This window comes from Undibacterium sp. Rencai35W (assembly GCF_049340185.1).
Classification (GTDB): Bacteria; Pseudomonadota; Gammaproteobacteria; order Burkholderiales; family Burkholderiaceae_D; genus Undibacterium.
Window position 1 is genome coordinate 239,980 of the sequence record NZ_JBMPPC010000006.1, and the last position, 21,420, is coordinate 261,399.

Below are 21,420 nucleotides of genomic sequence, written 5' to 3' on the forward strand. Positions count from 1 at the left end.
TACCGTATTAGACATAGCTCGCACCTTGGCCGATACCTAACAAGCGGGTGCGTTCGCCTTCTGTCGCGACGACATCAGCAGCAGGGATGTAGTAGTCACGTTTGTAATTGAAAGTGTGAACAATAATCGCCACCATCATTGCGGCAAAGCCTAGGCCTGCCAGCAACCACATTTGCCAGATCAAGGCAAAACCACAAACCGCACTCAGCAAGGCGATGATGAAACCAGCGCCCGTATTCTTTGGCATATGAATCGCGACAAAACCATCTTGAGGACGAGCGTATTGATTGCTCTTCATATCAGCCCATGCATCGTTGTCATAAACTTTAGGTGTGAATGCAAAGTTATAGGCTGGTGGTGGAGAAGATGTTGACCATTCCAGCGTGCGACCACCCCAAGGATCACCAGTAAAGTCACGCAATGAGGCACGACGTTTAAAGCTGACATACAACTGAATGATGAAGGAGGAGATGCCCAAAGCAATCAAGAAAGCACCGAATGCGGCGATCTGGAACCAGATTTGCAAAGAGGGATCTTCAAAATGGCTCAGGCGTCGTGTTACCCCCATCAGGCCGAGTACATATAAGGGCATGAAAGCGAAGTAGAAACCGATCGTCCAGAACCAGAAGCAGCATTTGCCCCAGAAATCATCGAGTTTGTAACCAAACGCTTTTGGAAACCAGTAGTTAATTCCGGCGAACATACCAAACAATACGCCACCAATAATCACATTATGGAAGTGAGCGATCAGGAACAGACTGTTATGCAGAACGAAATCGGCTGGCGGTACCGCTAACAATACGCCCGTCATGCCACCAATAACGAAGGTGATCATGAAACCGATTGTCCATAACATTGGTAATTCAAAGCGAATACGACCACGGTACATTGTGAACAGCCAGTTAAATATTTTCGCACCGGTCGGGATAGAAATAATCATGGTCGTGATGCCGAAGAACGAATTAACACTCGCGCCAGATCCCATGGTAAAGAAGTGATGCAGCCATACCAGGTACGACAAGATCGTAATCACCACGGTTGCATAGACCATGGAGGTATAGCCGAACAAACGCTTACTGCAAAAGGTCGATACGATTTCAGAGAAAATACCGAACGCAGGCAAGACCAGAATATAGACTTCAGGATGACCCCAGATCCAGATCAGATTCACATACATCATGGCATTGCCGCCCATGTCGTTAGTGAAGAAGTTGGTGCCGAACATGCGATCCAATGACAACATACCTAGTACCGCAGTCAGGACCGGGAAGGCAGCAACGATCAGTACGTTGGTGCACAGTGCAGTCCAAGTAAATACGGGCATCTTCATCATCGTCATTCCAGGGGCACGCATTTTGACGATCGTCGCTATCAGGTTAATCCCTGAGAGCAGTGTGCCAACACCAGCAATCTGTAGTGACCAGATGTAGTAATCAACGCCGACATCCGGGCTTGCCAGAATCCCGGACAACGGCGGATAAGCCAGCCAGCCGGTACGGGCAAACTCACCTACAAACAGTGACGCCATCACCAGGCCGCCGCCGAATGCGGTCATCCAGAAGCTGAAGTTGTTTAGGAAAGGGAACGCCACATCGCGTGCACCAATCTGCAACGGTACTACATAGTTCATCAAGCCAGTCACCAAAGGCATCGCCACGAAAAAAATCATGATCACGCCATGCGCCGTAAAGATCTGGTCATAGTGATGTGGTGGCAAAAAACCGGCGGAATCACCGAATGCCAGCGCTTGCTGCAGACGCATCATGATGGCGTCTGCAAAGCCACGCAGTAGCATCACCAAAGCAAAAATTACATACATGATGCCGATACGTTTGTGGTCGATACTCGTGAACCAGTCACGCCATAGCATGCCCCATAAACGGAAATACGTGAGTGCGCCAAGAACGGCAGCACCGCCCAGACCGACCGCAATGAATGTCGCGAGCAGTATGGGTTCGTGAAAGGGGATGGCATCCCAGGTGAGACGGCCGAAAATCAACTTTGTCAGATCGATGTGGTCTTGCATCTTTATTTTCCGGTGGTAAGAGGGGATGCGGAGCAGATATCAGCATCTGTATTCAGCGCGAGGCGCGACGTACTGTCTTGCTTTACGCGCTCAGCAAACATGTTAGTGAAACTGGTTTTGATACCCGATGCAGCATAGGCTTTTGCGTTTGCGCTGGCATTGCTCATCATCATTTTGTCCATACAGACCTCGCCATCTGCAACACAGCGGTTCAGGATGGCGTGATATAGATCCACGTCAACGGCTGCATAGCGGCGTGTCGGGTCGCGTTGACTAGGCTTTTCCAGTTGCAAATAGTCGTTGCGAGCCAGCGTGCTTCCTTGTGCCTTGGTTTTTTGTACCCAAAGATCAAAATCTTGTGCGCTTAGACCATGAAATTTGAACCGCATGTCCGAAAATCCTGCGCCACTGTAATTAGCGGAAAAACCATCAAACTCACCTGCTTTATTGATCACTGCATTCAGCGAGGTTTCCATGCCGGGCATGGCGTAGATCTGACCCGCCAAGGCAGGAATGAAAAAGGAGTTCATGACAGTGGATGCAGTGATTTTAAAATGCACAGGAACATCTACAGGTGCTGCCAGTTCATTCACCGTCGCGATTCCGAGGTCGGGGTAGATGAATAACCATTTCCAGTCCAAGGCCACCACTTCAACATTCAGCGTTTTGGTGCCCGCAGGGATGGGCTTGTTCTCACTGATGCGTGACAATTTGCGGTAAGGATCCAGTGTATGGGTGCTAATCCAGGTGATCAGTCCCAGTGCAATAATGATCAGCAGAGGAGCGCCCCAAATTACGAGTTCCAGTTGGGTGGAATGATCCCAGTCTGGTTCATACGTGGCAGCAGTATTATTTTTTCTATATCGCCATGCAAATAAAAATGTCAAAATGATCACGGGAATAATGATCAGTAACATCAGCATGGTGGATACCCAGATAAGATGGCTTTGCTGTGCCGCGATATCGCCGGAAGGATTCATTACAACGGTGTTGCAGCCTGCGAGCAAGACCGTTGGTAATAAAACCAACATGAACCGAGTTATTAGTGAAGTCATTTTTGAGCTATATCAATACTAAAAAAATTTGTGCTACTGTACTTCTAGTAACGGAAATTGACGATTGGACGTTTTGTCCTACCCTAACCATACAGACATGAGTAACCGCAGAGTTACCGGCAATAACGACAGAGACGACCATGACGACCATTATCAGCAGCAGCGAAAAACAATCAAACTTCACTATAGATTCTTCTACAAAGAACACCAGAAATACCAAAGCCGATCACGGGTCAATTGCACCCGGAGAGATTGCGATCGGCGTTGTGATAGGGCGAGCATCGGAATACTTTGATTTTTTCGTGTACGCCATTGCATCGGTACTGGTTTTTCCAGAAGTATTTTTCCCTTTTGAGCAAAGACTCGAGGGCACGCTGTACGCCTTTGTTATTTTTTCATTCGCCTTTCTGGCGCGTCCTTTTGGGACGGTCGCTTTCATGGAGATACAGCGTCGCCTTGGGCGTGAGGCGAAGTTGACGATTGCCTTATTTTTGTTAGGCATTTCTACTGCGGGCATCGCGTTTTTGCCGACATTTAGTCACCTTGGCGTGACGTCGATTGTCTTGCTGTCTGCGCTGAGAATAGGGCAGGGACTTGCTCTGGGCGGTTCCTGGGATGGCTTGCCGTCCTTGCTTGCCTTGAATGCACCTCAGAATAAACGTGGCTGGTATGCGATGCTAGGACAACTGGGCGCGCCAGTTGGTTTTATGATTGCGGCAGGATTGTTTGCCTATCTTTTGGCAAATCTGTCGGCTGTCGATTTTCTCGATTGGGGCTGGCGGTATCCTTTTTATGTCGCGTTTGCTATCAATGTAGTAGCGCTGTTTGCCAGATTGAGGTTGGTCTCCACTAATGAATACACGCACTTACTGGATGAAAAAGAACTGGAGCCAACCAACATCGTAGAAATGGCTGGTTCCCAAGGTCGTAATTTGCTGATCGGTGCGTTGGCTGCCCTGGCAAGTTATGCCTTGTTCCATCTGGTGACAGTGTTCCCGCTGTCCTGGATTACCTTGTATTCACAACGTGACCTAAGCCATTTTTTAATCATACAAATGATTGGTGCCGCACTGATGGCGGGTGGAGTAATTGTTTCTGGCCTGATTGCAGATCGTATCGGACGCCGTAAATTATTGGGCTCACTCGCATTAATGATTGCGGTATTGAGTGGATTTGTACCGACACTATTGGGTGGCAGCGAGCTGGGGCAAAATATCTTTATTTTGCTGGGATTTAGTGTGCTGGGCTTGTCTTACGGTCAGGCGGCAGGAGCAGTAACGGCTAATTTTTTACCTAAATATCGCTATACCGGTGCTGCGTTAACTTCGGATATCTCCTGGCTGGTCGGTGCGGGGTTTGCTCCCTTAGTGGCGCTAGGCCTGTCGTCGCATTTTGGTCTGGAGTATGTCAGCCTGTACTTGTTGTCTGGTGCCGCATGTTCCATGGCGGCCCTGAGTTTGAACCGTGCACTTGAGATAAAAAATTGATGTAAAGAGGTAAATTGAATTTGTATCGCTACATTGGGAGCTGTTAAAAAACTCCCTATTCCATGGAATCGCTGACTTCTGCCTTTTTCTGTGTCAGCTCGTCTCTGTTGTGCGCGGGTTTGGTTTTTGCATTAGTTCTATAAATAATGGGTTATTGAGTAATTCGAAAACCGAATCCGTAATGCTGATGCGCCTTCTGGAGTGAAATGCCTCTGGAGGCCGCATCCAGCCTGCGGATTCAATCCATAGAATTTCTAAGAACCTCACTCGGACATATCGCCTCGAGTTATCGCAAATCTTCAAGCCTCGCAATACTGGCCATTGACGTATGAGTGCATTGGGCTCATTCATCTTGCCAGGCGCTGCTATATCTTGTTTAAAAGGCTAGTTCGAAGTTCACCGAAGTCCTGATAAGCCGCGTCGTTTTCTCGGTTTTTTGTTCCATATAAGCCTCTCATATTCCATTGGAGTTAAACACTTTTACGGGAGAAAATATTTTCCTATGGAAATAATTGCCACGTGGAAATTAAAAAGTTACACTATGCGCCTTTGCTTTTGGCGAGTGGTGTCAGGGCAAATCCCTATTTTTTAATTTCTGGTGTAATGATGACAAAATTCCTGATCGCATCCCTCTTCGTAATTTCGGCGTCTTCTGCATTTGCTTCTGAAAGTGTGCCTGTTCTCGAAAAACAATCCTGTGAGAAACCAGCCTATCCAAAAGCGTCCTTGATGAATGAAGAATCTGGTACGGTTGTGTTCTCAGTCCTGGTCGGGCCAGATGGTGCCGTAATGGACTCTAAAGTTGATAAGTCCAGTGGCTCCAAAACTCTGGATAAGGCAGCATTGAAAACTTATACGGCATGCAAATTCAAGCCAGCGACAAAAGACGGCAAACCTCAGCAAGCCTGGACAAAAATTGAATATGTATGGAGCCTGACCTGATGATCAATCTGGCCGCTAATTTGTACATCACTGTCAAAACTACCCCTCACTGATTTCCTCTGCTTAATCATCGCAGCACAATGCAACACTTGAGCGAACCTGGCTAAAGCAGATCAACGCAGATCAACGCATAAGCATGCGTGAAAATGTTCTGCTTTAACCGGGAGAGTCGCGAACCCTGGTCGCTAATATATTTGCTAAACTAAAGAACTCGCCACTTCTGGTTTTTGCAAATCATCTGATCTCATGAAAATTCAATCTGCTTTATCTGCCAGCACTGCACGCACATTGCCGGGTGTACTGGCGACTTCTATTGCTGGTCTGGTTTTATGTTTGGCTAATCCCGTTTTTGCAGTGGACAAACCTGCTATATCAGCAGCACCTGTCGCTGCATCAACCGGTCACAGCGATTCAGGCGGTATCGATTGGCGTAAAGATAATGATGTGGATGCCGCATTTGTACAAGCGAAGGCATCAAAGAAACCCCTGTTTTTATATTGGGGTGCCGTCTGGTGTCCGCCTTGCAATCAGGTCAAGGCAACTATTTTTAATCGTCAGGATTTTATCGATCGCTCACGTCATTTCATCCCTGTGTATCTGGACGGTGATACACCAGGCGCGCAAAAACTGGCAGCCCGCTTCAAGGTGCGCGGGTATCCGACCATGATCTTGTTCAAGCCGGATGGTTCTGAAATCACGCGCTTACCTGGTGAGGTTGATGCTGAACGATATTTGCAAGTGCTGGTTTCGGCGATGAACAGTAGTTTGTCAGTGCAAGACAGTCTGAAGCTTGCTTTGGCCGGAAGTAAAAAAGTCAGCGCTGAGGACTGGAGTTTATTAGCAGATTATTCTTGGGATGATCCTGAGCAAAAGCTGGTCAATAACAAAGACGTTGCAAGTACTTTGTTTCGTCTGGCTGAGCTTTGTCCTGCCGGTCCCAATGCGACCCGCTTATACTTAAAAGCCTTGTCGGTGAGTGCTTCGACACCGCCGGGACAGAACAGTATTGACAAGACCGTAGCGTTGGAGAAGGTGATTAAGGCATTGGGAGATACTCATCTCGCCAGGGATAATATGGACATCGTCACCGGTAGTCCCGCTGAGTTACTGGATTATCTCAGCGCACCTAAAACCGATACCAGAAGTAAGTTGATTGTGGCACTGAATGCCGCTTTGCTTAAACTGGCCGATGACACAACCCTGTCAAAAACGGATCGTTTAGGTGCCGTCAATGGTTTAGCGACGCTGGCTAAATTAGATAACGCCAAACCTGAGCCTGGTTTTCTGAAAGATATTCAAAAACGTGTAACGCAGATTGAGCAGGCGACGACAGATGCCTATGAGCGTCAATCAGTCGTGAATGCTGCTGCGCATGCGTATGGCTCTGCGGGAATGCTGGACGAGTCTGACAATCTGCTGAAGGCAGAATTAAAGCGCTCGCATTCGCCATATTATTTCATGTCCAGCTTAGCGTCGAATGCCAAGAAGCGCGGTGATAAAGCTGCCGCCGTGAACTGGTATGAGCAAGCCTATAACGCTGCCAAAGGTCCTGCAACGCGTTTGCAGTGGGGCTCCAGTTACGTCAGTGGTTTGACAGAATTGGCGCCATCGGAAGATGCACGCATAGAAAAAGCAGTGCAGAGCGTACTGGCAGAAATTGGCACTACCGAAAACGCATTTTATGAGCGTAACCGCGCCTATCTGGATCGTATGGGAAAAAAGCTATTGGAATGGAATAAGGACGGTAAACATCAAGCTTCTTTCCAAAAAGTCCGCACACAACTCGACGGCATTTGTGCAAAATTGCCGGCAAATGATCCGCAACGGGCAGCATGTCAGGCTGTTCTGAGCAATGCTAAATCTTGAGACACTCCTGATAAAAAAACAGCTCACAGGCTGAAAAGCATGTGAGCTGTTTTTTTATCTTCAGGCAAGTGCTGAAAGGCGCTTTTAGTATTATTTATATGTGAGCATACCGTGTTTTTATGCACGACTACAATAACATTGAATGCTTAAACCAATTCTGGAATTGGTTCACTGATAGCAGCTGGAACCAAAACACCTTTCGCCGGATGGCCTGCAAGGAACATCTTCAGTTCACCCGGGTGGAATGCGGACCATGCTTCATCGGATGTGAGTGGTTTGGTAGCAATCACGGCGATTTTATCGTCAGGCTTATTAAATTGACTAAAATCGATGCTCTTGTCGCAGTCGATCAAGGCCGCGGTAGAGAATGGATACTCACGCACGACATAGTGTAAGTTGGTGGAGCAGTGTGCAAAAAGAGCATCGCCGTTAGACAGCATAAAGTTGAATACACCGTGTGAGGCGATTTCTCGCGTGATATCGGTGATTGCATCGAACAGGACATCTGATTCTGGAATGGTCTGTGCGCTGGCATCTGGAAAGCGCGTACGCAGGCCTTCCATCAGATGGCAGAACGCCAATTCACTATCTGTTTCACCAACCGGATGGTAGAGGCCTTGTAATTCGGGATGGAAATTTTTCAGATCACCATTGTGGGCAAAGATCCAGTACCGCCCCCATAGCTCACGCATGAAGGGATGATTATTTTCCAGAATGATTGTGCCCTGGGTCGCTTTGCGTATATGCGCAATGACGTTGCAGGATTTGATGGGATTGCGTTTGATCATCTCGGCCAGGGGCGAGGTGATGGAAGACAGGTGATCAGTGAATAAGCGACAACCAGAGCCGTGATAAAAAGCAATACCCCAGCCATCCTTGTGTTCATCCGTCAGACCGCCACGCGCTGAAAATCCTTCAAACGAGAAAGTGATCTCAGCGGGGTTATTGCAATTCATTCCAAGTAACTGACACATCGCCTGCTATCCTGACACTAAAAACAAGGTACTACGCCTAAAATACTCTTGCTATGAAGTAAGGTGTAAATTATTTACACTTAATTGCAATTATTTTTCATTTATTCGGCTTTGAAGTTCTGTGCGAAGGTAAATTCGTCGGTTCTTGCCGTATATTTGAGGCCTTTTCGCAACGCCCAGGTTGCGTACTGATGATGCAATGGAATCACTGCATAGTCTCTCATTGCCAGCCCCATGGCCTTTTTGGCGAAGTCACGACGCTTGCTGTCCTCAACGGAGCCCAGCGAGTTGCGGATGAGGTCGTCTAAAGCGGTATTGCTATATTTGCCCCAATTCCAGCTTCCCCAGCCAGTTTCTGGATTCACTGTCCCGGTAACCGTCCGAAGTGCAAAATCGCCTGCCAGAGTGCCCCAGCCGAGTAACGACATGCTGAACTCGCTTTTAGCGGCTCTTGGCAAATATACGGTCATTGGTAAGGTTTCAATTTTGGTTTGAATGCCAATTTTGCTTAGGAATTGAGCGACAGTCTGTACTACTTGCTCATCGTTGATGTAGCGATTATTCGGGCCATGCAGCGTCAGGGCGAAACCGTTTGGGTAGCCCGCTTCTGTGAGTAATTTTTTTGCCCCTTCCGGATCGTAGGCTTCGATCTTTAAGCTGTCGTCGTAGCCGAGGATGCCCGGTGCCACGATATTCGATGCGGGGACGGCAAGGCCTTCTAAGATGCGATCGCTTAAGGCCTGACGATTGATTGCTTTGGAAATCGCTTTACGCACGCGGATATCATGAAAGGGATTACTCGGCAGAGGTTTGCCAGCCTTGTCCGTTATGTAAGGTGATACGCGTGTCTGTTGGTCCAGATGCCAGAAAATCGTTCGCCAGGAAATTTTTTGTTCTAACTTGATCTTAGGGTTCATTTTCAGCTTCGGCAGGTCTGCAGGCGGCACGCCGTCGATGGCGTCTACATCTCCCGCCAGCAAGGCGGCAATGCGTGGTGCGCCGCTGGTCAGTATGCGAAAAGTCACTTTGTCCCAAGTGGGTTTTTCACCCCAATACTGATCATTGCGAATCAGCTCAATACTCTCGCCACGTTTGGCTTTGATGAATTTAAACGGGCCGGTGCCGATCATCGCTTTGCCGCTGTTGAAATCATCAGTACTCGCTGTTTGAGTAATTTTTTTCGAGACGATAAAAATCGAATTAACATCCAATGGCAGCGGCCCGTAAGGCATTGCTGTTTTTAAGCGAACGGTATAGGCATCGACGGCTTGTTTGCCGACGATTTGTCTGGTGTAGCTGGTGAAAGGACCAGGGCTAGTGAGCAGTGTGGCCGGGCGATCCAGTGAAAAAATGACGTCAGCCGACGTCAGCTCCGATCCGTCATGAAATTTTACGCCATGACGTAATTTGAACTCCCAGGTTAATGGATCGATCGCCTTCCAGGATGTTGCCAATCCAGGCACGAGATTGCCGTTGGCGTCGACATTAACCAATGCATCGAACACGTGAAAAGCAAAAGAATTATTAGGTCCGCTATTGACGTAGTGCGGATCAAATGAGGTTACATCAGCCGATAAGCCTATACGCAAATCAGCGGCCTCGCTATGACTGGTCCAGATTGCGCCAAACAGCAATGCGCTGGCCGTGCTTAATGCGACCAATGTCGTACGTGCGAATAAACGCATGGTATTACTCCGTGTCTTAAAAATGCCTGAACGCTTCTTAGGTACCATGCTGCGTTCAAAAAAGCGATAGTAGGTCTTGCTTAGCATAAAGTAAAAGAATCAATGCGTCTGTTTATATGCTGTCAAGGTATAAGGGATGGGCGAGTTGGTCAGAAAATCTGGAGTGGCATTCCTTATTCATTTGCTTTTAATTATGTTAATCTGACAATCTTGTCGATTATGTTTAATCGGTTTCGGTTTCATTTTATGTGGAGACGTTATGCCTGTATTTGCTCAATCTGGACTCCAGCGAATTTTTCAAGGTATTCGCCAGAGCCAAACTTCAATGACTGCTATGTTGATACTGCTGGCATCAGGACTGACGATGAGTGCCTGTGCTGCAAAACCTCCGGAGAAAATTGCGATGACTGATCAGGAACCACAAGTGATCTCGCTTGCTTATCATCAACCAGTGACTTCTGCAGACGGGGTGTTAAAACTTGAAGTGACGGATGTTACCGATAGTCGCTGCCCTGTGAATACGCGCTGCGTCTGGGCAGGGCAGGCAACAGTGAGTGTAAAAGTCAGTATGAGTGGTAAGGCGGAAGAAAAACTGGTAATCGGAACATCTGCACCGCCCGCGATGAATTTGCCAGGTGATGCTAGCTATGGCGCTTATCGTTTTTCTTTGGTCAGCGTAAGTCCTGCGAAGGCAAGTCCTGACGCCATCGCATCAGAGGCTTACAAATTTGGAATCAAGATAGTCAAATCCGGTAGTTAGCGCTACCAAATCGATGGGCGAAAAAAAGCTGCCGGCCTGATTAACAGGTGCGGCAGCTTTTTTTACTCCGGTATTCCGGCAAATACAACGAGTATTAGTTACGTACTACGCGCTTGTATTCGTTGGTACGCGTATCGATTTCGATTACATCATCCTGGCTCACAAACAGTGGCACTTGAACTGTGTGGCAATGCGCTTCGATCGCATTTTCGATCTTCGCTTCTTTTAACACGTTGCCTGATGTATTGCCTTTAACTGCTGGCTCAGAGTAGATAACCTGACGTGCGATCGTCGTTGGCAATTCGACCGAGATGGCTTTGCCATCATAGAAAATCGCTTCGCATTCCATGCCGTCTTTCAGGTAATGCAATGCATCGCCCAAATTTTCTTCTTCAATTTCGTACTGCTCATAGTCCGCATCCATGAATACAAACAAAGGATCGGCAAAGTAAGAATAGGTAACCGGTTTTTTGTCCAGTACAACGACGTCGAATTTGTCATCGCCGCGGAATACGTTTTCTTGCGGGCTGTTTGTCAGCAGATTCTTCATCTTCCACTTGTAGGTGAAGCCCGTGCGGCTGGAGCCATTGACATCAGAACGCAAAACGATCATAGGCTTGCTGTCGACCATAATAATGTTGCCAACACGAATTTCTTTTGCAGGTTTCATAGTGAATATACGTAAAAAGGTGGTTGCATAAAAATCATCTGTCACCTACTGGCTACTTTGGGTAGTGAGCCTTGCAAGCCTACGTCTGATTGAATTAGATAAGTCGTTTTCAAATACGTCAAAAATTAACCGCACATTTTACCTCATTTTTACCCGCTAATTACTTAAGTAAGCGGGCAAACCTGAGTAAATTGCTACTTAAATCACCATTTTTGTGCAATTGCGCTTGCCAATCGATAGAGCGATTCGTAATTTTTTGTATATCTGCCAGAAACGATGGCCACATTAAGGACCAGTCAACAGCATCCTCATGATTCAGAGCGTTGTTCCAGGCTAAGGAGAATGTGATAGCACTCGCAATGTCCGGCGAATAACGCTGTAAAAATGCTTTCAATTTAACGTGATGCAAGTTCTCGTCTTGAGGATAAATATGCCAGATGAATGGCTTGCCTGCCCATTGAGCGCGGACAAAAGAATCTTCCCCCCTTACAAAGTTGAGATCACATGCCCACAGCAGTTTGTCGTAGTCTGGCTGGGGAACAAAAGGCAGTACGCGAACTGTCAATGCGCCCCGCGTTGACGAGGTGCCCGCAAGGGCTTCTTCGCCGAGAAACATTCCGACTGCCGATGAGGCGACTCCTTCTGGCACCAGGCAAATGACAGGGGAGCTGCTGCTCTCCCAGGCTTTGAATAATGCTGAAACAGGTGCTTGCGGATAGCAAAATAAAGAGACTTTGAATGCGGTCATTTCCGGTGGCGTAACCCCTAATTGCGCAAGAAAATTCCTGATTGCAACGGGATCGGATTGAAAGGCTTTACGATTTTTCTCCAGCTCGGCCTCAAGTAATAAACCGCCGGTTTTATTAGTAAATCCGGGGAAGAAAAAATGCTTTGTCAGCGGCAGTCTGGGATGTGGCGATGGTAATGTATGGCAACCTTCCACCCATTCTTCGGCAGTCAGGCCTTCGAGATTTAACCAAACCGGACGCGGCACGCACATGGACATTGCCGTAATGTAGGCTGGCGGAATATCACAAGCAAAAAATTCGATCACAATGTCCGCAATATCATCAGGCGTAAACTGTGCTTCCTGATTATGCCAACGTTTGATGACGACATTAGCGAGCCGTTGCTCATCACAATGAATATTAACGGCAGGACAAATTCGTTGAAAGCTGTGCAAATCGTCTACCCATAAGGTGACGGCGATCTGATGTTCTTGTTCTAGTTGCCTGGCAAGACGCCAGCAAATGCCGATGTCGCCGTAGTTGTCTACAACTTTGCAAAAAATTGCGAGCGATGTTGTCGGCGTTTTTTCTAAATGCATAGTAAGTCGTTCAGATTGTGCAATTTTTAATCAGCATTGCTATTAGTGAATGTGATAAAGAGTGTGATAAAAAGTGTGATGAAGGACATGAGAAGCAATGCAGTAAGCCTCACTGCATTCTGATCAGTTGGCATATGCCTTGAGGCATCGTCTAGCGGTAATTATTTTTCCATTCGCGCAAAGCACCAAAGTTGCTCGCGTCACTTTGATTTGCCGAGATTTTACCAGCGTCGATTAAGCGACGAATGACAGCAGTTTCCCTGATACGCAAAAATGGATTGGTTTGTTTTTCCAGGCCGATCTGACTTGGTATGGTCGGGATATTTTCATCACGTTTTTTTTGTTCGACGGCGATACGTGTCAGTAACGCTTGATTATCCGGCTCTATTTCTCTGGCAAAGCGCAAATTAGACATCGTGTATTCATGGGCGCAGTACACTTCGGTGTCCTCTGGTAATGCTGCTAAACGATCCAGTGATTGCAGCATTTGCGTAGGTGTGCCTTCAAATAAACGTCCGCAGCCACCGGCAAATAAGGTGTCGCCACAAAACAACCAATGCTGCTCAGGGGCGAAGTAAGCGATATGACCAGAGGTATGGCCTGGTACTGCCAGTACATTCAGCGTTAACCCTATTTCTGATAAAGTCAATTTTTGATCTTGCTGTAAAGGATGAGTTACTGCGGCGATACCATCATTCTCCGGGCCGTAGACTGGGACTTTATAGTGTTGCAATAATGACGGAACACCACCTATATGATCGTTATGGTGGTGTGTGAGTAAAATAGCTGTTAAGCGTAATTGATGTAAATCTAGTGCAGCAATGATGGCATTGGCATCGCCTGGATCCACAACGACTGCATTTGCGCCGTTATGAATAAGCCACAGATAGTTGTCGTCAAATGCGGGTACAGTCAATATACTGAGCGCAGCTTTTTTGCTACCCGGATGCTGGGCTGAAAATGCATTTGGCGAGTTGTCCAGACTAATCATAATTTGAGATGAATACAGATAAAAGTCCCATTATAGACCTCGGTGCATGGCTGGTTCAGCCAGCAGGCAGCTATATTCTCGAATGGGAACAGACATTGCTCGATCAGCTGACTGTAGATATTTTTGGCTTTAATGCATTGCAAATCGGCTTGCCACAAATTGATGCCTTGAGAGCGAATCGTATGCCTAATAAATGGCGGACGAATAACAGCTTGCTAGCATCACCAGCTAAGCAACGTGACATGGTGACTATATCTGACTTATCTGATGCGGCCGATATGTCAGATCGTGTGAATCCTGTTGTGCCGCCTATCGTGCTTTGTCACGATTTTTGTGAACTGCCGTTTGATTCGCATAGTATTGATCTCGTTGTCTTGCCACACATATTAGAATTTGCCGAAGAACCCCATCAGATTTTGCGTGAGGTAGAGCGGATTTTGATTCCTGAAGGCCGCGTGATTATTTGCGGATTTAATCGTGCAAGTCTGTGGGGTGCCCGGCAAGCGGCAGGGCGTCTTGCCGGGAATTATTTTTTACCGAAAGAAGGTGATTTCATCAGCGTGCCGAGGATGAAAGACTGGCTTAAGCTTTTGAATATGGAGGTGAATCACACCGATTTTGGCTGTTATGCACCACCGTTTCGGGCGGAGAAATGGCTAAAGCGCAGCGGTTTGATGGAAAATGCGGGATCGAGGTGGTGGCCTTATTTCGGCGCAACTTACACTATACAAGCAATTAAACGGATTAAAGGAATGCATTTAATTGGTCCAGCATGGAAGCATAAACGTGCAGCACGCGGCAATGCAGTGCCCGTGACCAATCGCAATAAGAATCATGGATAAGATAGAAATTTTTACAGATGGTGCTTGCAAAGGTAATCCGGGCGTGGGTGGCTGGGGGGCCTTGTTGATTGCCGGTGAGAACAAGAAAGAAATGTTTGGCGGTGAAAAAGATACGACTAACAACCGCATGGAATTGATGGCAGTAATTCAGGCTTTGTCGGTGCTAAAGCGCCCTTGCCATATCACCTTGCACTCTGATAGTCAGTATGTTTTAAAAGGGATTACAGAATGGATACAGGGATGGAAGGCCAAAGGCTGGAAGACGGCATCCAAAGCGCCCGTAAAGAACGTCGATTTGTGGCAGCAACTCGATCAGGCTCAGGCTACTCATCAGATTGAATGGAAGTGGGTGAAGGGACATGCCGGACATCCAGGTAATGAGCGGGCGGATCAATTAGCGAATCGCGGCGTTGAATCCGTACTGTCGTAAGCGGTTAAGTCCGATCAAGCCCGGCCAAGCAAGCGCAAGGCATACTTTTTGCTCAAAATAAATACTATTGACGATCTGCGCCAAATAAGTGCGCTTTTATAGGAGAGAATAAAGTGCGTATCAGCGAAAAAACCTTATACCGGGCTGTTATTGGCGGCCTCTTATCCGTATATGCCTTGTCGGCTTTCGCACATGATGGCGTGCATATGGAGGTGATGGGATTTGCCGATGGATTTGCGCATCCGTTTTCCGGGCTGGATCATATTCTGGCGATGGTCGCGATAGGTTTATGGGCTGCGCAAAATAAGCGCGCAGCTTTATGGGTATTGCCTGTTTGTTTCCCGCTGATGATGGTGGCAGGCGCCGTGTTTGCGCGCTCCGGTTATCCATTGCCGCTGGTTGAACCAGGTATAGCAAGCTCGCTAGCGGTACTTGGCCTGTTAATCGCTTTTGCCGTCAAAATGCCATTATGGTCAGCGACGCTTATCGTATCTGTGTTTGGCGCTTTGCATGGGTATGCGCATGGGAAGGAAATATCCGCGAGCTCTTCGATGTTACTAGCAGGTGGCGGTTTCGTTATTGCAACACTATTGTTACATGCCTGTGGTTTGGGTTTGTCCTGGTTCGCAAGTAATTCTAGATGGAGGTCCTTAGTACAGCTTGGTGGTGTTGGAATTGCGTGTACGGGTTTGTACAGTATGCTGGCATGATTTGAATCCTGCTATCGCTCAAATAAATACCTGATTCGTCATTTTGTATTCTGACATGAGCGCATCTCTTGATGCGAATACTGACTGATGATAGTTTTGAATAAAAAGGCACATTTTGTGCCTTTTTTATTTCATACCAATTCTTTGCAATCGAATCAGAAGTACAAACTCAGGAACTTAACTTAGGCTCATAATTAATTCCTCAAGCTTCACAGTATCCGCGCAGAAAAGACGTATTCCTTCGGATAGTTTTTCTGTTGCCATCGGATCTTCGTTCAGCTGGAAGCGGAAGGCTTTTTCGTCGAGACTGATTTTTTGCATGTCAGATGCCAGAGCGGCTTCTTTATTAAGTTTTGCCGATACGATCGTCGTTGAGTCTGCGAGTTTTTGTAGCAGATCCGGGCTGATTGTTAATAGATCACAGCCCGCTAACTCAAGGATTTGTGATGTATTGCGGAAGCTGGCACCCATGATTTCGGTGTCGTAGCCAAACTTACGGTAGTAGGTATAAATCTTTTTTACGGATAAAACGCCTGGATCATCTGCGCCGAAAATTTCTTGTCCGGTTTGCTTTTTATACCAGTCATAAATACGGCCGACAAATGGCGAGATGAGTTGCGCGCCAGCTTCTGCGCAGGCAACGGCTTGTGGCAGACAGAACAGTAATGTCATATTGCAGCGGATACCTTCTTTTTCGAGAATCTCAGCCGCACGGATACCTTCCCATGTAGATGCAATTTTGATGAGAATACGGTCACGCGCAATTCCTGCTGCTTCATACAGGGCGATGAGTTTGCGGCCTTTTGCCACTGTGGCCGCCGTATCGAAGGATAGGCGTGCGTCTGTTTCTGTTGATACGCGACCTGGAACAATTTTCAAAATTTCTAAGCCAAACGCAACCAGCAAATGATCGATGATGTCATCGATGGATTTACCTGTATGAGTGGTGATAATCGTCTCTAACATAGGACGATATTCCGGCTTTTGGACCGCCTTCAGAATCAGCGACGGGTTGGTTGTCGCGTCTTGTGGAGTGTAAGCTTTCATTGCCTGAAAATCGCCGGTATCGGCAACGACAGTCGTGTATTTTTTGAGTTGTTCTAATTGATTCATGATGTACTTAAATGAAGGTAAATAGTGAGTCAGTAAAATTGAACGGAGTCAACGTGCGGAATTGAGGCAGAGTATAAATGTTAGTGTAACGATGATATGGCTTCAGGTACCAACATGGACAACTGGTGAACCTGCAATAATTTCTCCTATTACCGCTGCTTCCGAAAAATGTTCCGCTTGGAATAGTGCCAGTACTGCCGGGACATCATCGGGGGCGCAGGCGACCAGCAGGCCTCCCGATGTTTGCGGATCGCTTAGCAAAGCCTGTTGAGTTGCTGTGATTTTTTGATCGAGTAAAACATCTGTGCCATAGGCTGCCCAGTTTCGCCCTGATGCTCCGGTGATATACCCGGCCTCGGCCAATGCCAGGACATTTGGCAGCAGGGGAATCCCGGACATGCTTAATGTTGCGGCAACGCCTGCGCCTCTGCACACTTCCAATAAATGACCCAATAAACCAAAGCCAGTAACATCGGTTAGTGCATGCACGCCTGCCATGTTGGATAAAGCGATTCCCGGGCGATTGAGTTTGGTGGTATTGCTGATCATGCTGGCATAACCGGCATCATCTAAAGCTTGCTTTTTAAGCGCGGCAGATAGTATACCTACGCCTAGTGGCTTACCCAGTATCAGTTTATCGCCGACTTTGGCACCTGCATTGCGTTTGACTTTGGACGGATGTACTAAGCCCAGCACGACTAAACCATAAATAGGTTCAACAGAGTCGATGGTATGTCCGCCTGCAATTGGTATCCCAGCTTCAGCACAAATCGATTCGCCTCCCTGGATGACCTTCCCAATTACATCAATGGGTAATTGATTGACGGGCATGCCAACCAAAGCTAAGGCCATAATCGGTGTGCCGCCCATTGCATAGACGTCAGAAATCGCATTGGTTGCTGCGATCCGCCCGAAATCGAAGGGATCATCAACAATGGGCATAAAGAAGTCAGTTGTCGCAATCAGCGCCTGTTCTTCATTGAGCTTATATACGGCAGCATCATCGGCGGTTTCTATCCCCACCATCAAAGCAGCAGGAACGGGGAATCCTGTCGATTTTTTTAAAATCTCGGACAATACACCAGGCGCTATTTTGCAACCGCAGCCGCCGCCATGAGAAAAAGAAGTTAGTCGAACAGGTACTGTACTTGAGGTCATTTTGAGGCTTGATGGGGTGAGGTAATTTGCAGAATAATTCTGTTATGGTCTAATCGCTTAGTGTAAACGAGATAACTGCTCTATGTATAAGTCTCTATCGTGATAGCCAATATAAAAAAAGCGACCACATAAAGTGATCGCTTTTATTTTTTGCTTACAACTGAAGCTTTTTATTGCCTGCTGACCAGTCGATTACCGATCGCCAAAAGAGCGACGTGCACCGGTATCGCCTGAACGAGTGCCTTTGTAACCGCCGCTACCTTCTTTGCGTGGCGCACCGGCGGTGCTACCAGCTGGCTTGCTGAAAGTACGTTGGCCTGGCTTGCTTGCGCCGTAGCCTGTGCCTTCGCTGCGGTTGCCGTTCGCTGCATTATTGCCGCGATAGCCGCCGCCAGTGCCTGTGTTAGCACTACGGCTGTCGCCTGGACGCCAGCCGCTTGGCTTACGTGCTGCGCTACGGGCAGGTGACGCTGTTTTCTTCGGTTCAAAACCCTCAATTACATCGACAGGGATTAATTGCTTGGTGAAGCGCTCAATACGTTTTACGTTGATGCCTTCTGCGTGATTTACCAGAGAAACTGCCACGCCATTGCGGCCAGCACGACCAGTACGGCCGATACGGTGGACGTAATCTTCAGGGAACTTCGGCAAATCGTAGTTGAATACGTGAGTAATTGCTGGGACGTCGATACCACGTGCCGCTACGTCTGTTGCTACCAGAACGCGAACCTGACCACGGCGCAATGCGTCGAGTGTGCGGTTACGTGCGCCTTGATGCATATCGCCATGCAATGCAGCCGCTGCGAAACCAGCGATATTCAGACGATCGGCGATCGTATCTGCATCACGTTTGGTGGCAGTGAAGATCACAGCCTGATCCACTGTTTCGTCGCGCAGCAAGTGGTCCAGCAAACGATTTTTGTGAGACAGATCATCCACGAAATGGACTTTTTGCTGAATATTTTCATGCTTGGATGCCGATCCGGCGATCTGGATGATCATTGGATCTTTAGTGATACGACGAGCCATATTGCCAACAACACCATCCAGTGTTGCGGAGAACAACATGGTTTGACGTGATTCTGGTGTGGCAGCGACGATTTTTTCGATATCGTCAATGAAACCCATATCCAGCATGCGGTCTGCTTCATCCAGAACCAGAATTTCTAGTTCGGAGAAATCGATTTTGCCGGATTCCATGTGGTCGATCAAACGACCAGGTGTCGCTACGAGGATCTCTGGATTACGTGACAGCAATTGCATTTGTTTCGGATAAGGCATGCCTCCCAGAATGGAGACGGCTTTGACGCGACGCATGTAAGCGCAGTATTTATCGGTTGCCGTTGTTACCTGCAAAGCCAGTTCACGTGTTGGTGTCAATACCAGCATTTTTGGTTTTGCTGCAACGAAACGCGGACGATCACCACGGGCACGTGCTGACTGTTGTGCTTGGTTGGGTGTTTTGCCCGGGGACTCTAATGCAGTTTCTGCTGCAGTCGCAAATTTGTGCAGTGCTGGCAACATGAAGGCGGCAGTTTTGCCTGAGCCTGTTTGTGAGGATACTAATAAATCACGGCCGCTGATCGCAGCCGGAACAGCTTGTTCTTGAACACCGGTTGGCTTGGTGTAGCCAGCATCAGTGAGAGCGCGGATAACGGACGTGTGTAAGCCTAATGCTTCAAAAGTCATTCTAATCTTTCGTTAAAAATCAGCGCAAAGCAAACGTAGATACGATTGCAATACGCGTAAAAAAGCAACGCCAACCAAACGAAATGAACAAAGGATACCAATAAGGAAACGATGAAATTTCGGCACAAAAAGCTTTGCGCCGGGATGATGTCCAAGATGTGTTACTGGACATGCAGGGCGGGAGGGCTTTTACATTGCACTATTTGTGTCATCACAAATATGCAGGGTTTGCGGTGCTGCAAGGTACTTTTAATCACTACAAATTTATATTGCAGTGCAAAAACGGGATGATACAGTATTTCTCAGGAAAAAGCAGCTATTTATCGGAAATCCGCTGGCACATGGCTATTTGCTGCAAGCTGACTTCCATTTTAGCAAGACATCGCCCTTACCGTTAAATTGATAGCGTTGCTCTTGCCAGCCCTGAGCATATAGGGCGAGAACCTGATCGTAATACGCATCGGTTTTGATGGTCTGGGCTTGTATCCGTAAATTCTGTTCTTCATAAGCTTTATGCGCGCCAGATGATTTTAAAAAAGGTAAAACCGCCGCAGAAAAGCCGCTGGACGCTGACTTATTAAATTCACCCGTATTAATGTTGATCAATTCCGGTGGATAACCCTTGCTTTCGATCAGCGCTGCCATCGGTTTGAGAGCTGCGAGTATGTCTTTGCGATATCGCTCCTGCTCTGACAGCATGCCGGCCCAGAGGTAAACGCGAATCGCGTTATAGCCGCCATTCCCTTTTTCTGCACCTTGCAAATCGGGAATGAAGGTTTGCCTGCCATTGCTGGCATCAAAAATAGTCCAGTCCGGGCTATAGCCTTTGATTGCGGAATGAGTGATGACCGAGACCGATGAGCTGATTAATTTGTCCCAGCGATCGTCATCGCTATGACTGGCAAACCAGCGCAGAACCTGAATCGGCATGTAGCTGGGGTTTAATTTCCAGCTCGTTGTACTGGGAGTAAAGCCGCTCGGTGCCGGCAATAAAGTCAGTCCGAGTTTGGGAAGTGTTGCGGTCTCTTCACGCAAGATGCGTTTTGCAATTAGCGTTGAGAGTGCCGCGTACCGTTTGTCATTCCACGCATGTGCCGCTTCGCCCAAGGTATAGGCGAGCCAAAGATCTGCATCTGAAGCCGGATTTTTATCAATGACCCCCCAGCTACCATCATCTTTTTTGCCCCATAACCAGGCAGGCAAGCGCGCAGTCAGGTCACCTTCGGCGAGATTTGCCTCAGTCCAGCTCAACAGTAAATTAAAATTTTTGCGATCATTCGCAACAAGGGCGAAAAATAAGGCATACGCTTGCCCCTCAGATGTACTCTGAAGGCGCGGCGTACTCGCATCAATGACACGGCCACCTTCATTGATAAAATTCTTTTTAAATACGTCCCACTCTGGCCAGTTCTTGTCACAAGTAGTTGCTGCCCTGACGTCACTCATGAACAGTCCCAGACATAGCATGGATACTGTTACTATTTTTGTCGACAGCGATGCAGTTTTATTCGGATAGGTCATTGTTTTAAGCTTAGGTCGAAATTGTCGGAACTCGTCAAAGACGTATAGGGAATTTGTTTGTAAAATTCGGAGAGTGTCAGGAGTTATTACTCAATGAAACAAGAGATACAGAACTTGCACAAAATTATCTCCGCCAGGTCAGCGACACGATAGTACGCATCGTATGCACGGTAC

18 protein-coding genes are annotated in these 21,420 nt (G+C 47.5%); 7 read left to right on the plus strand and 11 right to left on the minus strand.

Annotation, left to right across the window (positions count from 1 at the left end; translation table 11 throughout):
• Positions 1–7 precede the first annotated feature (7 nt).
• Both cyoB and cyoA read right to left on the minus strand, forming a co-directional pair.
• Positions 8–2,026 carry a cytochrome o ubiquinol oxidase subunit I gene (gene cyoB, locus ACO0K3_RS14965; RefSeq protein WP_422985909.1) on the minus strand — a complete coding sequence of 673 codons (2,019 nt, stop codon included), beginning with the start codon at positions 2,024–2,026 and terminating at the stop codon, positions 8–10.
• 2 nt (positions 2,027–2,028) lie between these two features.
• On the minus strand, positions 2,029–3,081 hold the full coding sequence (gene cyoA / locus ACO0K3_RS14970) for a ubiquinol oxidase subunit II (RefSeq protein WP_422985911.1): 1,053 nt from the start codon (positions 3,079–3,081) through the stop codon (positions 2,029–2,031).
• A gap of 140 nt (positions 3,082–3,221) precedes the next feature.
• Between cyoA and ACO0K3_RS14975 the strand changes: the two genes are divergently transcribed.
• From ACO0K3_RS14975 to ACO0K3_RS14985, 3 genes are all read left to right on the plus strand, one after another.
• On the plus strand, positions 3,222–4,568 hold the full coding sequence (locus ACO0K3_RS14975; protein ID WP_422985913.1) for an MFS transporter: 1,347 nt from the start codon (positions 3,222–3,224) through the stop codon (positions 4,566–4,568).
• 603 nt (positions 4,569–5,171) lie between these two features.
• Positions 5,172–5,510 carry an energy transducer TonB gene (locus ACO0K3_RS14980; protein ID WP_422985915.1) on the plus strand — a complete coding sequence of 113 codons (339 nt, stop codon included), beginning with the start codon at positions 5,172–5,174 and terminating at the stop codon, positions 5,508–5,510.
• A gap of 246 nt (positions 5,511–5,756) precedes the next feature.
• On the plus strand, positions 5,757–7,376 hold the full coding sequence (locus ACO0K3_RS14985) for a thioredoxin family protein (protein WP_422985917.1): 1,620 nt from the start codon (positions 5,757–5,759) through the stop codon (positions 7,374–7,376).
• Positions 7,377–7,522: 146 nt separating this feature from the next.
• Here the strand turns inward: ACO0K3_RS14985 and ACO0K3_RS14990 are convergent, their stop codons facing one another.
• Together ACO0K3_RS14990 and ACO0K3_RS14995 are read right to left on the minus strand one after the other, a co-directional pair.
• Entirely contained in the window at positions 7,523–8,350 is an 828-nt protein-coding gene (locus tag ACO0K3_RS14990) for a class II glutamine amidotransferase (protein ID WP_422985919.1), read from the minus strand.
• Between the two features lie 101 nt (positions 8,351–8,451).
• Positions 8,452–10,035 (minus strand): ABC transporter substrate-binding protein, encoded by a 1,584-nt coding sequence (locus tag ACO0K3_RS14995; RefSeq protein ID WP_422985921.1) that lies wholly within the window; start codon positions 10,033–10,035, stop codon positions 8,452–8,454.
• Positions 10,036–10,369: 334 nt separating this feature from the next.
• On the opposite strand from ACO0K3_RS14995, the gene ACO0K3_RS15000 reads away from it, so the two are divergent.
• Complete coding sequence (locus ACO0K3_RS15000) at positions 10,370–10,795, plus strand: hypothetical protein (RefSeq protein ID WP_422985923.1); 426 nt, start codon at positions 10,370–10,372, stop codon at positions 10,793–10,795.
• A 94-nt stretch (positions 10,796–10,889) separates the two neighbouring features.
• Here ACO0K3_RS15000 and ACO0K3_RS15005 read toward each other — a convergent pair whose 3' ends face one another.
• From ACO0K3_RS15005 to gloB, 3 genes are all read right to left on the minus strand, one after another.
• The gene (locus ACO0K3_RS15005) at positions 10,890–11,465 is read right to left on the minus strand and encodes an elongation factor P (protein WP_262838891.1); all 576 of its coding nucleotides are present in this window, start codon (positions 11,463–11,465) and stop codon (positions 10,890–10,892) included.
• 160 nt (positions 11,466–11,625) lie between these two features.
• Positions 11,626–12,792 (minus strand): elongation factor P maturation arginine rhamnosyltransferase EarP, encoded by a 1,167-nt coding sequence (earP, locus tag ACO0K3_RS15010; protein ID WP_422985925.1) that lies wholly within the window; start codon positions 12,790–12,792, stop codon positions 11,626–11,628.
• A gap of 151 nt (positions 12,793–12,943) precedes the next feature.
• Positions 12,944–13,783, minus strand: coding sequence for a hydroxyacylglutathione hydrolase (gene gloB / locus ACO0K3_RS15015; RefSeq protein WP_422985927.1), 840 nt, complete (start codon positions 13,781–13,783; stop codon positions 12,944–12,946).
• Between the two features lie 8 nt (positions 13,784–13,791).
• On the opposite strand from gloB, the gene ACO0K3_RS15020 reads away from it, so the two are divergent.
• From ACO0K3_RS15020 to ACO0K3_RS15030, 3 genes are all read left to right on the plus strand, one after another.
• The gene (locus tag ACO0K3_RS15020) at positions 13,792–14,625 is read left to right on the plus strand and encodes a class I SAM-dependent methyltransferase (protein ID WP_422985929.1); all 834 of its coding nucleotides are present in this window, start codon (positions 13,792–13,794) and stop codon (positions 14,623–14,625) included.
• Complete coding sequence (gene rnhA / locus ACO0K3_RS15025; protein WP_422961747.1) at positions 14,618–15,055, plus strand: ribonuclease HI; 438 nt, start codon at positions 14,618–14,620, stop codon at positions 15,053–15,055. Before ACO0K3_RS15020 ends, rnhA begins: the two co-directional genes overlap by 8 nt.
• Before the next feature lie 113 nt (positions 15,056–15,168).
• A complete protein-coding gene (locus tag ACO0K3_RS15030; RefSeq protein WP_422985931.1) occupies positions 15,169–15,765 on the plus strand; it encodes a HupE/UreJ family protein in 597 nt (198 codons plus the stop codon).
• Positions 15,766–15,942: 177 nt separating this feature from the next.
• Here ACO0K3_RS15030 and tal read toward each other — a convergent pair whose 3' ends face one another.
• The 4 genes from tal to bcsZ form a co-directional block, all read right to left on the minus strand.
• Complete coding sequence (gene tal / locus ACO0K3_RS15035; protein WP_422985933.1) at positions 15,943–16,878, minus strand: transaldolase; 936 nt, start codon at positions 16,876–16,878, stop codon at positions 15,943–15,945.
• 102 nt (positions 16,879–16,980) lie between these two features.
• Positions 16,981–18,036, minus strand: coding sequence for a selenide, water dikinase SelD (gene selD / locus ACO0K3_RS15040; protein ID WP_422985935.1), 1,056 nt, complete (start codon positions 18,034–18,036; stop codon positions 16,981–16,983).
• A 192-nt stretch (positions 18,037–18,228) separates the two neighbouring features.
• The gene (locus ACO0K3_RS15045; protein WP_422957212.1) at positions 18,229–19,725 is read right to left on the minus strand and encodes a DEAD/DEAH box helicase; all 1,497 of its coding nucleotides are present in this window, start codon (positions 19,723–19,725) and stop codon (positions 18,229–18,231) included.
• Between the two features lie 345 nt (positions 19,726–20,070).
• Positions 20,071–21,246 (minus strand): cellulose synthase complex periplasmic endoglucanase BcsZ, encoded by a 1,176-nt coding sequence (gene bcsZ, locus ACO0K3_RS15050; protein WP_422985937.1) that lies wholly within the window; start codon positions 21,244–21,246, stop codon positions 20,071–20,073.
• Between the last annotated feature and the right edge of the window lie 174 nt (positions 21,247–21,420).

Excerpts from the sequence above, each read along its gene's own strand:
- cyoB (WP_422985909.1), bottom strand. The coding sequence starts at position 2,026 with ATGCAAGACCACATCGATCTGACAAAGTTGATTTTCGGCCGTCTCACC.
- cyoA (WP_422985911.1), bottom strand. The coding sequence starts at position 3,081 with ATGACTTCACTAATAACTCGGTTCATGTTGGTTTTATTACCAACGGTC.
- ACO0K3_RS14975 (WP_422985913.1), top strand. The coding sequence starts at position 3,222 with ATGACGACCATTATCAGCAGCAGCGAAAAACAATCAAACTTCACTATA.
- ACO0K3_RS14980 (WP_422985915.1), top strand. The coding sequence starts at position 5,172 with ATGATGACAAAATTCCTGATCGCATCCCTCTTCGTAATTTCGGCGTCT.
- ACO0K3_RS14985 (WP_422985917.1), top strand. The coding sequence starts at position 5,757 with ATGAAAATTCAATCTGCTTTATCTGCCAGCACTGCACGCACATTGCCG.
- ACO0K3_RS14990 (WP_422985919.1), bottom strand. The coding sequence starts at position 8,350 with ATGTGTCAGTTACTTGGAATGAATTGCAATAACCCCGCTGAGATCACT.
- ACO0K3_RS14995 (WP_422985921.1), bottom strand. The coding sequence starts at position 10,035 with ATGCGTTTATTCGCACGTACGACATTGGTCGCATTAAGCACGGCCAGC.
- ACO0K3_RS15000 (WP_422985923.1), top strand. The coding sequence starts at position 10,370 with ATGTTGATACTGCTGGCATCAGGACTGACGATGAGTGCCTGTGCTGCA.
- ACO0K3_RS15005 (WP_262838891.1), bottom strand. The coding sequence starts at position 11,465 with ATGAAACCTGCAAAAGAAATTCGTGTTGGCAACATTATTATGGTCGAC.
- earP (WP_422985925.1), bottom strand. The coding sequence starts at position 12,792 with ATGCATTTAGAAAAAACGCCGACAACATCGCTCGCAATTTTTTGCAAA.
- gloB (WP_422985927.1), bottom strand. The coding sequence starts at position 13,783 with ATGATTAGTCTGGACAACTCGCCAAATGCATTTTCAGCCCAGCATCCG.
- ACO0K3_RS15020 (WP_422985929.1), top strand. The coding sequence starts at position 13,792 with ATGAATACAGATAAAAGTCCCATTATAGACCTCGGTGCATGGCTGGTT.
- rnhA (WP_422961747.1), top strand. The coding sequence starts at position 14,618 with ATGGATAAGATAGAAATTTTTACAGATGGTGCTTGCAAAGGTAATCCG.
- tal (WP_422985933.1), bottom strand. The coding sequence starts at position 16,878 with ATGAATCAATTAGAACAACTCAAAAAATACACGACTGTCGTTGCCGAT.
- selD (WP_422985935.1), bottom strand. The coding sequence starts at position 18,036 with ATGACCTCAAGTACAGTACCTGTTCGACTAACTTCTTTTTCTCATGGC.
- ACO0K3_RS15045 (WP_422957212.1), bottom strand. The coding sequence starts at position 19,725 with ATGACTTTTGAAGCATTAGGCTTACACACGTCCGTTATCCGCGCTCTC.
- bcsZ (WP_422985937.1), bottom strand. The coding sequence starts at position 21,246 with ATGACCTATCCGAATAAAACTGCATCGCTGTCGACAAAAATAGTAACA.